Origin of the sequence: Treponema sp. Marseille-Q4523, assembly GCF_016901105.1 — a bacterium.
GTDB lineage: Bacteria > Spirochaetota > Spirochaetia > Treponematales > Treponemataceae > Treponema_D.
On the sequence record NZ_JAFEVM010000015.1, the window covers coordinates 34,336 to 49,733 of the forward strand.

The window sequence follows — 15,398 nt, forward strand, 5'->3', positions numbered from 1 at the left end:
CACGCTGCCGGAGCCTCGCCGCCGCACACTTGTATCTCTTTTCGAACCTCGCCGTTCATTCTTGGATAACTTCCGTCAATTTTCCGTTTTGATAAATATAATTTGCGCTGTCCGCATATTTTTTCGGAATCGCAATACCGCATGCGGCAGCCGCATCGACGTCGATGAGCAGATCGCTGTCGCTCGGATCGGTCATAAATCGGATCGGCATATCGGCAGGTTTTGCGCCGCGTAAAATCTCTACGACCATTTCACCCGTTGCGCGCCCGGCTTTATAATAATTAAAACCGCTTGCCATAAAGATACCGCCGTTTTTCGCTCCCGTCACGTCGCCTGAAAAGATCGGTTTTTTCGCTTTGGCAAAAACGTTTACGACGGCGGGAAGTGCACTGAACACCGTGTTATCGGTTGAAAGGTAGAGACCGTCGACGCGCTTTACAAGCGTTTCGGCCGCCTGCTTTACTTCCGACGAATTCGTGATCGCCTGCGTTACAAGTACAAGCCCCTGTTCGGCGCATCCTTTTTTAACAAGGTTGAGCGCGCTTGCCGAATTCGCTTCGTTGCTCGTATAGATGTAGCCGAGCGTTTTGATACCCGCCACCTCTTTAAATAATTTGATATGCTGATCGGTCGGAATCGCGTCGCTCATACCCGTTACGTTGCGTTCTCCGTGAGCCGTTGTCGATACGAGCCCCGCACCCACCGGATCGGTGATCGTTCCGAATACGACCGGCACGTCTTTGATCGTGTTCGCAAGCGCGACGGCAACGGGGGTTGCAATACCGACGGCAACATCGACTCGCTCGTCGCGATAGCGCGATGCGATTTGGGCGGCCGTGTTTACGTCTCCGTTTGCATTTTGTAAATCGTAGTTTGCTTTGATGCCCGATTCGTTGATCACGTCCATAATACCCCGCTCGATGTCGTCGAGCGCTTGATGCTGCACGATTTTTGCGATCCCGATCTTATACGTTTTGCCCGAAGCAGGCGCATCCTGCCCTCCCATCGCCGACACAAGGCCCGCCGTAAATAACGCCGCCGTAAAAGCCGCACATAATTTTTTCATACAAAACTCCTATAAAAGCTTTTGCAGGAAATATCAATTTCCGAAAAAGTTTTTAGCCGTGCGCGTGCGCGCACACGTTCAATAGTCGAGTTTGCAAAATAAAGCGTATCGTATTCATGCGATTTTTATCGAAACGCCACGTATACACGTCTTCTGCAAACATCCAAGCAAACTCGAGATTAAAAGCGACGGCGATATTTCAGACGGCGCTTTTAATCGTACCTCCTGTTATACATCCGCACTCTGCGGATTTGCTTTTATCTGTTTCTACAAACAGTAACAACAGTATAATACTATTTGTAGAAACATGTCAAGAGCACGCAAACCCGAACAATGCGGGATTTGCAACGAGCGCGAAGTTCCCCGACTTTTTCGTACGGCTGCAAAATCGTCCATACACATTTCGGCATTTTTGCGTTATACTGATGCAATGCAACGCGCGCTCATCACACTGGAAAATTGCCGCATCGAAAACGCAAAGCGCATATTGATCGCGTCCGTTTCGTGGACTATGCGGACGGGCGAAGTGTGGCTTGTCACGGGATCGAACGGCGGAGGAAAAGCCGCCTTTCTTTCGGCGCTTGCGGGGGAACTCGGTATCGTACTGAACGACGGCGAGACGCGCGGCCGATTTTTTTCCGAATTTAATAATTCTGCGGAAATCGTTTCACTTGAACGCGCAGCCGCCCTCATTCAAGAAGAGCGTGAGAACGACGAAAGCGAATACTGCGAGGGCGGAGTCGATATCGGACGGACGGGGCGGGCATTTATCGCGGAAGCGCTTACAGACATCGGCAAAAAAAAATCCGTTCCGCCCGAACTCCTCGATTCGATCGCATCTCATCGGGCGGTAAAATTATGCGGCATCGAAGCGGTGCTGGAGCGCGGGCTGAAATATATGTCGACCGGAGAGATCCGCCGCACGCTGCTCGCTCGCGCCCTCGTTTCAGAAAAAAAGTTGTTAATTTTAAGCGAGCCGTTTGCGGGGCTCGATGCGGAAAGCCGTACGATCCTCAAAAACTTTTTCAATGCGATCGCGCTCGAACAGCGCGCCGAACGCGCATCGAACGAAGCGAACCTCTATATCATCCTCGGTGCGGAACGTTATACCGAAATTCCCGATGCCGTAACGCATGTGATCGAATTTAACGAGGGCGCACTTTCATTTTGCGGGACGCGAGGCGATTACGAAAAAATTATCGAAGAACGAAAAATCGAAAACGCGAAAACGAGAGGCGCCGACAAGGCCGCATTTGCCCGACAAATTATTGATTTTCAAAGCGATTTGAAAATGACGGATGACGATCCCGCTTTACAAGGAAAGACGCAATCGGATCGCCGCGTGCTTATCGAAATGCATCGCGTCAACGTCGGATGGGACGGACGCGCCGTGCTTAGCGATTTGAACTGGACGCTGTACGAAGGCGAACACTGGCTCATCAGAGGTCCGAACGGTTCGGGCAAAACGACTTTTCTCGAATTGATAACCGGTGACAATATGCAAGTGTATTCGAACGACGTGCGCGTATTCGGCTCTCGACGAGGGAGCGGTGAAACGATGTGGGACATCAAAGCGAAGCTCGGCATCGTATCGTACCGGATGCACGTCGAATACCGTATGCTCGGAGGAACGGTGCTGCGCGACGTCGTCGTTTCGGGATTCCGCGATTCGATCGGTCTATACGGAAAAGCGACCGATATGGAAACGGCGGCGGCTGAGAGGTGGCTTTCGCTCGGCGGGTTTTCCGGACGCAGTAACGAAATTTTTTCCGCGCTCAGCTACGGCGAACAGCGCGCAGTCTTGATTTTACGCGCCGCGGTAAAATGCCCGCTCATCCTCGTACTCGACGAACCCTGTCACGGTCTCGACGAAAGTCACCGGCGAAGGGTGCTTGACTTGCTCGAAACGATCGCTCACAGCGGTACGACGACGCTGCTTCACGTGACACATGAAAGCGATGAAGCGCTCGCGTGCGAAAAACACATACTCGAACTCCATCCGGGCAAAACGCCGATGTATACGATATTGACGATATAAATAACAGGAGTACGCAAAAATGATTGACAATCGACAAAAATTAATAATTTTGATACTGGCACTTTTTTCCGCGCTTCTTTTTGCCGGAGGGAAAAAAGATAAAACACCGCCGCCTGAAACTCCGCAAGAACGCGCAGAACGAATACTTGCTGAAAACGAAGGCGCCGCATATCTCCGCGAGCCGATAGACGGAGAACACTCTTCTTTCGGTGAAGTGTGGGGTTTTGCGCTTCAGGAGCGGGGCGAAGAAATCGATTTGGATGCGCCCGTTACCGACATCGCGCTCTTTACGGCGACGCTCAACAATTATGCGGAACTCGACGCAGTGCCACGCCGCTCATCGCTTCCGTCGTTCGCCGGCCGCGTCCATCTTACCTTTGCATGCGACAGCCGTGCGCTCGTTCATTTTGTGTTGGATAAAGATCTCGGTTTTCGAAAGGGATTTGAAACCTCTCTTGCGGAAGCGGCGGCGGACTTCGACGGATTGTGTATCGATATGGAGTATATCCCCGCGCGCGACAGGGAGAATTTTTTAACATTTTTGCGCGATATGAAAAAAGCGATCGGCGGCAAAATCTTAAGCGTATGCGTGCCCGCGCGGACGCGCACCATTTCCGACGACATCTTTCCGTATAAGACGATCGGAGAAATCGCCGACCGCGTTATCATCATGGCGTACGACGAACACTGGAGCACGAGCAGACCGGGACCGGTCGCATCTTATGCGTGGTGCGCCAACGTCGCAGACTATGCGCTTACGGTGATCCCCAAAGAAAAAATCGTCATGGGACTTCCGTTTTACGGACGCACATGGACGGAAGAGCGGCACGCGGGCGCCTGGTATTTCAGCGGCGTCAATCGGAAAATGCTTGAAAACGGCGTATCGAAACTCGAGCGCGATGAAGGCGGCGTCGCGAAGATAAACTACACCGCTACGGTAAACGTGACCGGCTATTTCGACGATACCTATTCGCTCGTAAAAAAATGCCGTCTCTACGAAGAAAAGAAAATCAATAATATTTCATTTTGGCGGCTCGGGCAGGAAGACAAAACGTTTTGGCAATGGATAAAAATAAAATGAAACTTGTAAAAAATTAATAAAATTTTCAAAGGCAATCCCGCGCAATTTACAGGCCGGTTGCGATGTCTTTGAGCGAAAAATCTCCGTGCGGAATTTCCGAAAACTCGTCATGCCTGACGTAGTAGAGCACGCAGCGCACGTTTTCTTCCGGCACATTACGGAGAGTTGCGACCGCCTTTCTGTAACACGCTTGCTGACGGTAATACCGCGCGGGATCGATTTCGTGATCGGTTTTATAGTCCACGATCGTATACGTGCCGCCGCCGTTATCGAAAACCAAATCGATCGAACCCGTGACGATGTAAGAGTCGATACACATTTTAAAGGCGTATTCGGTTTTTATCCACGCGCCTTCTTCCCGCACCTTTAGGGCACGCGCACCGTATTCGGACGCTGCAAAGCGCGCGCAGATTTTTTCACACACGGCGCTCATTTTATCTTGCTGCGCTTCGGACAGTTTCCGCATATACTTTTCCGAAGCGAGTTTTATGCCGGCGGGATCGAAACCGTTCATCGCGTTTTCAAGACAGGCGTGAACGAGCGTTCCGAATTCGTCGAAGCCGAAACGCACGTTTTCGTTTGCAAGTTTTTCAAGCAGCTCGTCGATTTCGGGATAGAGATCGGATCGCGCGGCTTCTCCGGATCCCGCTTCCGCCGTGCTTTCCGCCTCCGCATCATAGAGTTTTTCCAACGAACTCGGCGTAATGCGTTTCGAAAGCACTTCCGGCATTTTAATAAAATCGATTTCGGAAGACGAAAAGAGTACATCGGCATCCCGTATTTTACGCTTTCGCAGGACATCGATAGATTCGGGTATACGGGAAGACGCGTATATTTCCCGCTTCGATTTTTTTTCGATGCGCTCAAGGTCGAAGGGCGCGCCGCTTGTATATTGCACCGCAGCGTCCGAGTCGAGAAAATCGGGATAATAATATGCGATGACAGGATCGAAAACGGACGTATCGCTTAATCGGTGTTTGTGATCTTTGTCGTACGAATACGTTCCGACAAAATAATAATCTTTGACCGCGCGGGTTGCAGCGACGTAGATCAAACGTCGGAATTCGGCAATGTCTTTCGCAAAGTTTTCGTCGCGCTGTTTGATAAAAAAATAATTCCGCTCGTCTTCGGCGGGCTTCAGTGAAACGCCCGCTTCTTCGCTGAAAAAATATTTTTCTTCGCTGTCGTTTTTTACGTTGTCGAAAGCGCCGAGTACGAACACGTGATCGAACTGCAAGCCTTTGCTTTTGTGAACGGTCATTATTTGAACGGCATCTCCTTTTTCGATCGGATAGGATATGTCGCCTATTCCCGTATCGCCGTCTCCGAAAGCGAAACCTTTATCCGCTTCTTTTTCGGATGCGAGCATATCGACAAAATACGCCGCATCTTTTCCGTCCGCGTCCGCCTGCCGCGCCGCTTCGAACAGCAGATCGTACTGTTCGGCAAAGAGACTTACGGCGCGGTTCAGCATCGTTTCATAGCGGTAGCCCATATCGTACCACAGCGTATTGAGCGTTTTCGTGAGCGGCTCGGCGAGCACGCGCTCCTTATGCGTTTTAAAAAAATCCGCTGCGCGGATATAGCGTTCTCTTTCGATCGACCCCTCTGCAAATGCGGCAGCAATTTTTTCATCGTCCGAAAACGGAGCGAATATAAAATCTTTATTGCGATAATCCGATGCGTTTGCCAAGATGATTTTCACATCGTTTTCGGTAAGGCCTGCGAAGGGCGAACACAAAAATGCCGCAAAGGCATTCATGTCCGACGGATAGACGCAGAGCCTGAGGAATGCGTATATATCGTTTGCGGGAGCGTCGGCGAAAAGATCGATTTGACGGTCGAGTACGTACGGAATGCGGAACTGTTCGAGCCGGCGCTTCAAATAATTTCTCTTTGTACGCGACCTGTCGAGCACTGCAAACGACGCATAGGGCTCCCCCGCTTCGTGCATTTTAACGATTTTTTCCGCGATATAATACGCAAGCTGTTCCTGCACGTCGGGTACGAGACCCGATCCCTTTTCGAGAGCGTAATCTTTTTGATTGTAAGGCAAAAGCGCAAAGTGAGATCGGATATTTGATTTGTCGAGCGCGATCGGCGCTCCGCGTTCGTGAGTCCTCTTATCGACATAGCGGGCGACGGTATTTTCCGTGTACAGCGCTTCATAAGAGGCGCCCTGCGTTTGCGAAAAGAGAGAGGGTGTGCCGTCTTTGTGCGCGTAATCATCGCCTGATTTATAAAAGCCGCCGAATATCTGATTAAAGCTCGTAAGCAGTTCCGGAAATGATCGATAATTGTACACCATGCGGAGTTCCGCTTCGTCTTCGCCGCAGGCAAGGTCGCGTTTCAATTCATTGAACACCGACACGTCGGCTCCGCGGAATTTGTAGATCGACTGTTTTTCATCGCCGACAAAAAATAATGTATCGCCGGCAATATTCGGCACGAGCGCTTTTCGGATCGCAGCCGGATCGTCAGAAGCGACTTCGGTATATTCGTCGAGGCGTTCCGCAAGGAGAAAGAGGAGATCGCGATTTCGGCCGTTGTTGTCCTGAAATTCGTCGATCATGATTTTACTGAATGCGGCTTTTTCCTGATTGCGGATGTCTTTTTGTTCGATCAATATTTTCAGCGCCATATCGCTCACGTCTTTAAACGTCAGCGCGCCCGATGTCCGCTTTTGTCGGTTTACAAGCTCAAGCAGTTCGTCGAAGAGGCTGCACATATCTTTGATATACGGAAACTCTTTGACATACACGGCAAGGGATGTGAGTTCGTCGGCATAGCGCGCAAGGTTTTCGGTACAGGCTTTTATCGCTTTGAGGGAAGAAGCGGCGTTGCCGGGCTTAAAGGCGGATAAAACCGTAACCCAGTTTGCGGCGGAAAAAAGTTTTTCGTACAACGCTTCGCTCGTCTCCACATCGTCGGGCGAAAACACCGTCGAAGCGAAATCGGGAAGAGGCTGCGTTTCGATAAAGGAAAAAAGTTTTACGGCGGCGGCGTTTTTTTGCCACTTGCATGACGCATCGCTTTTCGCCTCATTGCATAGCGAAAGAGCGTTTGAGGCGATATCGAAGAGGGAGCCGCCAGTCTTATCGCTTACGATTTTTTTCCACGCATCGGAAATTATCGATTTTTGCGTTTCGAGGGAGCGCGTAAACCGGCCGCTTTCGGTTGCGAGCGAAGTGTAATCGCCGATGATTTTTGCGACGAGGGAATCGGAAAACTCCTGCACTTTGCCCGCTTCGGCAAAATGACGGATGCCCGGACGTGAAAGATTTTTCAGCACGAAGGGCAATGCAATATTTTTTATATTCCGCTCGCTGTCCGTACTTCCCGTCGTAAAATCCGGACGGATGCCGTAACGGTTCGCAGCCTGACGGACGACGGCACCGCAGTACGAATCGAGCGTTTGAATGCGGGCATCGGCAAATTCGTTTACAGCCCGCGCGGCGTTTTTTCTTTGGCGTTCGGGCACTCGTTCGTTTTTTGAAAAAAACACGAGCGTTTTGTAAATGCGCGCATACATTTCGGCGGCGGCTTTTTTCGTAAACGTCAGCGTCAAAACAGCCGGCGCTCTGATATCATCGAATTCCATAACGAGCCATGCAAAGCGCGTCGCGAGCACTTGCGTTTTACCGGAACCCGCTCCCGCAGCGACGACGGCGTTTTTTACGGAGCAGCACACTTTTTTTTGCTGATCGTCGAGCGGATGTTCCAAAAGGTCAAGGTATGCATAATCGTTTTTCATCGCAGGCTCCCGAGTTACAGTTTGTGAGATGCGACCGTATATGCCGTTCGGCAGATCGTTTTAAAATCGCAAGCCATACAGTCAGAATACACGTCGGGTGCGATGAGCGCGTCATCCCCGCGCAGCGCACTTCGAAGCGGTTCGGGATTTCCGTTTTCGACCCTTTCGTAAAAGAGGGAAGCATAGCGGTCGAATGCCGAAAGCGTCGGCTCATAGGATCCGGGCGTTTTTTTTGCGTTTTCATCGTCGATAACGGCGACGCTTTCACCCACATTTTTTATCGAACAGAAGACCATTTTATCGACTTTAACGGGATCGGTAAGATTCCACAGCGTTACATACATGGCGCATTGGAAATTGTCGAGCGTACCTGTCGTTTCGTCCGCGCGGCACGAAGCGATCGACGGAAGAGACGTATTTTTATAATCGACGATGATGATCCGCCCCGCGTCATCGGAAAGGATGCAGTCGATTTTTCCGAAATACTTGTAGCGTTTTTCGTTCTCCCACGCTTCACACAGCGCTTCCGTCGAAACGACGCGGCAGCCGCCGAAACCTTTTTCTTTTTTACAAAACTCGTGCAGAAAATCGATGATGATCTTTTCGAATTTATGCGATTGCTCTTCGAGCACGCGAAGCGCAATCGGGCTTTGATAAAAATCGAACGACTTGTCGCGGATCGCTTCCCCTGTTTTTTCTTTTATTAATTTTCGTATGTCGTTTTCACGCTCTCCGAAACTTCCGTCTTCACCCGTGACCGGCAGCGTATCAAAGGTTTTAAAAAGCAATTCGAGGATTTTGTGATTGATGTTTCCCTGATCGTATTTTTCGAATAAGGACGCATCGAGGGAATCTTCGCGGAGTTTGACGACCGATTTGAAAATCCACTTCCGGGGACACGGGAAAAAATCCCGCATATCGCTTTGACTGATCTTTATCGCAAAAGCGTCTTCGCTTGAAGAGCCGTTCGGTGTGCGGCGCTCTTTCAAAACATAGTCGATTGTTTTTTTGACACCGGCGTCTACGGATTGCGGGCGGGGAGCATTTACGGAAAAATCCGAAGACGCTTTCCAATGTTCATACTGCACCTTTTGCAGGTCGCTCAAAGCGCGGGGAGCATTCGATTCCGATAAAAACCATTTTTTTTCATTGAGGATAAAATCGTTTGCATCGAGTTCGTCGAACGGCGTATGATTTTTTTCGACGGGAGCGATATCGAAATACGTATGCGGGATCGCAAAGCCTGAGAAAGTCCGTTCGCTGCACGAAAAGATACTCCGCGCGCTGTCCGCATTATTAAATTTTCCGTACAGCCTGATAAAGGCGGTAGACGCTGCATCGGAATCGCGTATGCCGAGCGCACGGCGTTTTTGCGTATTGAGAAAACCGAGCGGCTTACGGACGACGGTAAGCGCGTCCTGCGTACAGTTGATGACGATATTGACAGGATAGGCGGCGCAGGATGCGACTTTATAATCGAAGACGGAAAGTCCCGAAAGCGCATCCTGCGGGCGATAGGTTTTGCTTCTCAGCTCGTTGATAAAAAAAGAAAACGGAGAGCGAAGCTTCAAATCAAGCGGCACGATATAATCCTTTTCGATAGCGACAAGCGTCTCAAGTTCTGCAATGCAGCGGCCGAGAACATTGTTCGCTTCGACGCTGAACTCGTCATCGCAGAGGAATTCGTTTTTAAACATAAGCCACGCCGTCCGCAAGCCTTCGAAGGTCTTCGCACCCGTAACGGCTTCGATCGATTTTTTTACTCGCTTGTATAATTCAAGCTCACGCTCGCTTCGTCCGGATTTGCCGAGCGATTCGATCCATACGTCTCCGCCGCCGTAATTGCAGATGCAGTGCAGCCGGTTCCCTTCGCGCACAAGGCTTTCGTTGAGCGCTTTGTTTTTCCACGGCACGCGCCCGTCGAGTACGAGGCGGCGCACGCTGTCGTACGAATAATCGGTTTTGCGGCATTCGTCGATATCTTCAAAAATGCTGCCGGCGCTGCCGACCGTAAAGCGCACCCCGCTTCGCACGACAAAGGGAATGCGGTAGTTCGTAAGTTCCCGTTCGATATACGGCCGGTAGGTTTCGAGTTCGGGAACGTGCAGCGCGACATCTTCATACGAAAGTTCTCCGCCGCTTTTTCCGACGATGTCCCGAATGCAGAGCGCCGTTCTTCGAAGCTCCGTCCTCGTATCGGGATAGACGAACACTTCGCCCGCATGCATTTCTTTTTCGGGAAGCACGTAAGAAGTTATGTTTTCGGCAGTAGCAAAGACCGCTTCGTATTCGTCGAAATCTTCAAGCTGTTCCGGAAAAAAAATAATAAATTTTTTACGCTCTTCCGTAAAGTCCGGCACGAGCCACGCAGGCTCGAACATCTCATCGCCTAAAAAATCGACATAGCGCCGGTAGAGCGTAAGATAATCTTCGTCTTCATCGTCTGCCGCTTCGGGATGCTCGCTCGCATAGCGGGAAAATTTTTCATACCACGTTTTCAAAAGCGGAAGATTTTTTGCGATCCAATCGGCAAAGGAATCGGCGTCGTCTGCAAACTGCGGATGTACGATGCTCTTAAAAAGAGATTTACCGCTTCGGACGGCGGCGGCATTTTCTTCGATGAGATTTCGAACGAATACTTTTCGGAGCACGGCAGGCACGGCATGACGGCCGCTCTCTTTTGCGACGGCGTATTTTTCTTTAAAAGTATCCCACGCGATAAAGCGCTCGAGCGCAACGGCTTTAACACCCGACGCTTGAGGATTTTTTACGCACCATTCCGCCCATGAAACGAGGGCGACATCGGTCGGAAAAACAAAAACGACATCTTCCTGTCCGAGATTTTCTTTCAGCACATCCGCGATGCGCGCCGGTTCAAGTTCAATACGTTTCATAATGATATTGCTGTAACCAGTATAGCACATAAAGCGTTTCATAGATACGGCAGGATTCAGGTGCCCTGTCACGCGCTATAAATTACCGTAAGGAGGTTTTTATGAAAAAATTAATAATTGCGGGGCTTGCGGCGGTGATCGCATGCGGAGCGTTCGCACAGCAAAATGCTCCGGCCTTCGACGATCCGAAAGCATCCGTCATCGCCGTTTCGTCCGCCGCCGTTCCGGGCAAAATGAAAGACAATATCAAGCTTATCAACCTGTCGGACGACGAAAATATTTCGTTCCGCGTATACATCTACGATTCGAAAAAAGCATCGTGGAATTTATACGGCAAAGCTTTGCTCAAAGGTTTTTACGACGGCGATACTATCGATTCCGATTTTGAAGACAAAATACGCAAAGTCGAATACGTCGCCGTCATTCCCGACGGAAACGGAGTGTACGAATACGAAACGGAAAAAAAGCACAACGACTTGCGTATCAAAATCCATTCGCCGAACGGCTCAGCCGACGAAAGTTATAAAAAAAATGCGGTGACAGTCGACGTACGGAGCATTCCCGGCGTTTTTAAAGACAATGTCAAATTCGTGAGCGAAACCAGCGATAAAAATATTTCGTTTATGCTGTACGCGTTCAACGATAAAAACGGAATATGGCAAAAGGCAGGCGTCGCCGTTTTAAAAGACTTCGGCGATACGGACACGGTCGATTCTCCGCTCGAAGATTCGCTTCCGTCGTACGCCTGTTTCGCCGTCGTTTCGCGCAGCGGAAAAACATACGCATACGATTTTAAAAAAGCGAATAAAGACTTTATCATTACGGTACGGTAAAAGCGGGTATGCAAAGCACACGAAACACGCGCTTTGCATATCGACATGACGACGCTCATACGATACACCTCCGTGCAGCCGAAGCGTTTCGCCCGCCGAAAACTCGAGTGCGGGATTTAAAATCAACAACCCCGACGCAGAGCGTCGCGGTATGTTGTTCTCATAAGGTCGTTGCAGTCGGCTTTAATACCCTTTGTTACGACGCAAGCGTCGGGGTATTAAACCCTCCGCACGAATAAACTTTTTAATTTTAAGGCAAACATTAAGGAAAAAACTTTTTTAAAAATCGCCTAAACTGCATTTTTTTCAGCTACAACTTAAAAAATTACTATAATACAAAACTTTTTCAATGTTATACTGAAAAACTTATGTCAAACGGCACAATATTTCCAATTTTGAAATGTTCAATTCCGATATCGGATTTAAATACAGTCAACTCGGCTATGAGCCGAAAGCGATTGCATCCGTTTTGGAAAATATCGTGTACCTTTACCTTTTTATACATTTTTCAAAACATCTTTGCCCATCTTGCTCTAATCCCCATAAAATCATATCTTTACGGTATGTCCGATACTGTCCAATGCAAATCTCCTCCGCTCTATGCAAGAGGCACCGTTATATTCTGTGAAAAAGAAAAAGGCGCGCGTCCTGAAGGAAGTGTTTTTTTATTAAAAGCCGCCGTCTCGAAATCAGCGCCCGCAGCTGCACATCGCCCTGCGTCGGAGCGGGAGGCGGCCGCACACAGAGAAAGCGCCGTGCGCGGGGGTGCCTGTATGCCGCTCGCAGGGCAGTTTTACATGCTCCGCGCCGAAACGTCGGGCGTGCTTTTGGGGCGGCCGGTGAGCGTATTTCATGCCGAAGAGCGCGCGGACAAAATCGAAGTGCAGTTTCTCATACTCGTAAAGGGACGCGGCACAAGGGAGTTGTGCGCGCTGAAAGCGGGAGATGCCGTACTCATGCTCGGGCCTGTCGGAAACACATTTCCCGTTCCGAAACCCGATACAAAAATCTGCATCGCAGGCGGCGGCATCGGTGTCGCGCCCGTCGCGGCCTTCGCCGAAACGCTCCCTCCGTGCTCCTACGATTTTTTTGCAAGCTTTAAAAGCGGCTCTTACGGTTTGGAGCATATCCGCCCGGAAAAATTAATAATTACGACGGACGACGGAAGCGAAGGCGTTCACGGCATGCTTCCCGCAGCCCTTACCGAAGATGCGCTCCGTGCAGGAGGCTACGGCGCCGTATACGCATGCGGGCCGGCTCCGATGCTTTCGTACGTAAAACGCATAGCCGAAAGCGCAGGTATTCCGTGTTATATAAGCATGGAAAGCCGCATGGCCTGCGGTATGGGCGTCTGTCTCGGCTGTACGATTCACACGAGCGAAGGCAACAAACGCTGCTGCAAAGACGGCCCCGTTTTCGACAGCCGCATCCTCGAATTTCCGAAGCCCCGATCGAAGCCGTCTCGGAAAGCACTCGACGGCTTGCCCAACCTGTCGATCGAGATCGCCGGTGTGCGGTTTAAAAATCCCGTCATCGCGTCGTCGGGTACCTTCGGATTCGGCACGGAATACGCTTCCGTATTCGACGTCGGAAAGCTCGGCGGCATTGCAAGCAAGGGGCTGACGCTCGAAGCGCGCGAAGGGAATACGGGTATCCGCTTATGGGAAACGCCTTCCGGCCTCATGAATTCGATCGGGCTGCAAAATCCGGGCATCGCTCATTTTATCGATTTCGAACTGCCCGATATGCTGAAGCTCAAACCGGTGACGATAGCAAATCTCTCCGGTTCGACGCTTGAAACCTACGTCGAAGGCGCAAAGCTGCTCGATAAAACCGCCGTCCCGATCATCGAACTGAATATTTCGTGTCCGAACGTTGCGGCGGGAGGAGCGGCGTGGGGCATGACCTGTACGAATGCGGAAACGGCGGTGCGCGAAGTACGCGCCGTAACGAAAAAACCGCTCATCGTAAAGCTTACGCCGCAAGCGCCCGATTTTACGGGCGTCGCGCTCGCGTGCATCCGCTCGGGTGCGGACGCGCTCAGCATCGGCAATTCGTTTCAAGGCGTCGCCGTCGACATAGAGCGCGGCGTACCGGTGTTCGATAAAATCAAAGCGGGCTTCGGCGGCCCTGCCGTTCGTCCGATCGCCGTGCGCCTCGTGTGGGAAACCTTCGAAGCGATGCGCCCTCTCGCGCCCCACGAACGCGTGCCGATCGTCGCCATCGGCGGTATCGAAAAATGGGAAGACGCTGTCGAGTTTATCATGGCGGGCGCGCTCGCCGTCGAAGTCGGCACGAACACATTTGCCGATCCGCTCACGATGCTCGAAGTGCTTTCCGGCATCGAAGCGTTTATGAAGCGCAAAGGTTACGCGTCCGTGTACGATATGTGCGGCATCGCGCATGAAAGATAAAAATCACATCGGTAAACCGTTTTAAATTAATAATTCGGGCGTTGCGGCGGACAAGTCCGCCGCCGCTCTGTACGGGGCTCCGCCTTCGCTCCGGTACAAACGCGCGGAAATTGTCGCGCGTTTGCGTACAGGGGACGCGGTTTTGCAAAACCGCGCCCCCTCCCCTTCCGCCGCTAACGCGAAAATATTTTGAAACCGTCAAAAGGCCGCTCGACTTTTCAACGGCGCTCATTTGTATTTCGCTCTGCTATTCAGTAAACGCGCGCTATGGGCTATACTCACCACATGACATTTTTTTTGCTTTATCCGATATGTTCCGAAAAATACGGGGAGCGGTGATGCTTCGCTCGCAGTTCAAGGCTTTTGTCGAATTCCGCGACGAATTCCGCTCTCGCGTTGCCGAGTGGTCGCACTATGCTTCGGCGCTTGAAACGCTGCAAAAAACTGCCGCGCAAAAGGACACGCCGGATTATCCTGTCGAAACGGCGGTCGTGTATAACCGTGCGCTCGACGACGTTTCCGAAAATGATGAAATCAAATTGATCGTCATCGGCGACAACCCGGGCAAAGACGAACAGCTTTCGATTAACAATCGCTACCTCGTCGGACAGAGCGGGAAAATCGCCGACGGTTTTTTTCGCCGCAACCCCGAACTGCACACCGACTTCAGAAAAAACGTCGTCATCCTCAATAAAACGCCGGTACACACCGCGAAAACGCATCATCTGCGCGCCCTGCAAAAAGCCGATCCTGAAATTGCAAAGCTCATCGAGATAAGCCAGCTGTGGATGGCCCGGCACACGGCAAAACTGCATCGCGCGCTTTGGGAAAACGGCGCACGCGGAAAACGGGGAACAAGCGGCGGCTTCGGCACGACCGGTGTAAATGATGGCGAGTGCAGTCTGCTCGATACGGTCGGCACAAAAATCGGCGAGTGTTTTAATCCTCCTCAGCTGTGGCTTGTCGGCTACGCGGAATTGAAAGCGCGGGGCATATTTACTCCGTACCGCGATGCACTCAAAGCCGCCTATGCCGGCAGCGATGCGTGGAATAGTGTTTTCGTCTATCAGCATTTTTCAATGAACCGCTTTCTCATCGATTTGAAAGCCTATCAAAAAAATCGGGTGGAGGACGAAGACGGCGGAACCGCGTGTGACGGTACGGAAGGCAGCGATGAAAACGCATGCGGCGGCACGAACGACGATAATGAGAGCGCATACCCTGAACGCTCATCCGAAAAAAACGCATCGCTCGCCCGCGACCTCGAACGGCTCGGTACACGGCACAGAAAAGAAATTTTCGACGAATGAGTATCGAA

Annotated in this window: 8 protein-coding genes; 5 read left to right on the top strand and 3 right to left on the bottom strand. The window is 51.0% G+C overall.

From position 1 onward, the window contains the following. Window positions 1-55 precede the first annotated feature (55 nt). Window positions 56-1,066, bottom strand: coding sequence for an ABC transporter substrate-binding protein (locus JSQ97_RS06355; protein ID WP_205075291.1), 1,011 nt, complete (start codon window positions 1,064-1,066; stop codon window positions 56-58). Window positions 1,067-1,496: 430 nt separating this feature from the next. Here JSQ97_RS06355 and JSQ97_RS06360 point away from each other — a divergent pair, with 430 nt between their 5' ends. Together JSQ97_RS06360 and JSQ97_RS06365 are read left to right on the top strand one after the other, a co-directional pair. Next, window positions 1,497-3,104, top strand: coding sequence for an ATP-binding cassette domain-containing protein (locus JSQ97_RS06360; protein ID WP_205075292.1), 1,608 nt, complete (start codon window positions 1,497-1,499; stop codon window positions 3,102-3,104). A 19-nt stretch (window positions 3,105-3,123) separates the two neighbouring features. Then, window positions 3,124-4,185, top strand: a complete 1,062-nt coding sequence (locus tag JSQ97_RS06365) for a glycosyl hydrolase family 18 protein (protein ID WP_205075293.1) — start codon at window positions 3,124-3,126, stop codon at window positions 4,183-4,185. 46 nt (window positions 4,186-4,231) lie between these two features. Here the strand turns inward: JSQ97_RS06365 and JSQ97_RS06370 are convergent, their stop codons facing one another. Further along, window positions 4,232-7,939: a UvrD-helicase domain-containing protein gene (locus JSQ97_RS06370; protein WP_205075294.1), complete on the bottom strand. Its 3,708-nt coding sequence runs from the start codon at window positions 7,937-7,939 to the stop codon at window positions 4,232-4,234. Between the two features lie 14 nt (window positions 7,940-7,953). Then, entirely contained in the window at window positions 7,954-10,833 is a 2,880-nt protein-coding gene (locus JSQ97_RS06375) for a PD-(D/E)XK nuclease family protein (protein WP_205075295.1), read from the bottom strand. A 101-nt stretch (window positions 10,834-10,934) separates the two neighbouring features. Between JSQ97_RS06375 and JSQ97_RS06380 the strand changes: the two genes are divergently transcribed. The 3 genes from JSQ97_RS06380 (at window position 10,935) to JSQ97_RS06390 (ending at window position 15,390) form a co-directional block, all read left to right on the top strand. Next, window positions 10,935-11,666, top strand: a complete 732-nt coding sequence (locus tag JSQ97_RS06380) for a hypothetical protein (RefSeq protein ID WP_205075296.1) — start codon at window positions 10,935-10,937, stop codon at window positions 11,664-11,666. 563 nt (window positions 11,667-12,229) lie between these two features. Then, window positions 12,230-14,080 carry a dihydroorotate dehydrogenase gene (locus JSQ97_RS06385; protein ID WP_205075297.1) on the top strand — a complete coding sequence of 617 codons (1,851 nt, stop codon included), beginning with the start codon at window positions 12,230-12,232 and terminating at the stop codon, window positions 14,078-14,080. Between the two features lie 311 nt (window positions 14,081-14,391). Beyond that, window positions 14,392-15,390, top strand: a complete 999-nt coding sequence (locus JSQ97_RS06390) for a hypothetical protein (RefSeq protein WP_370590041.1) — start codon at window positions 14,392-14,394, stop codon at window positions 15,388-15,390. Window positions 15,391-15,398: the final 8 nt, after the last annotated feature.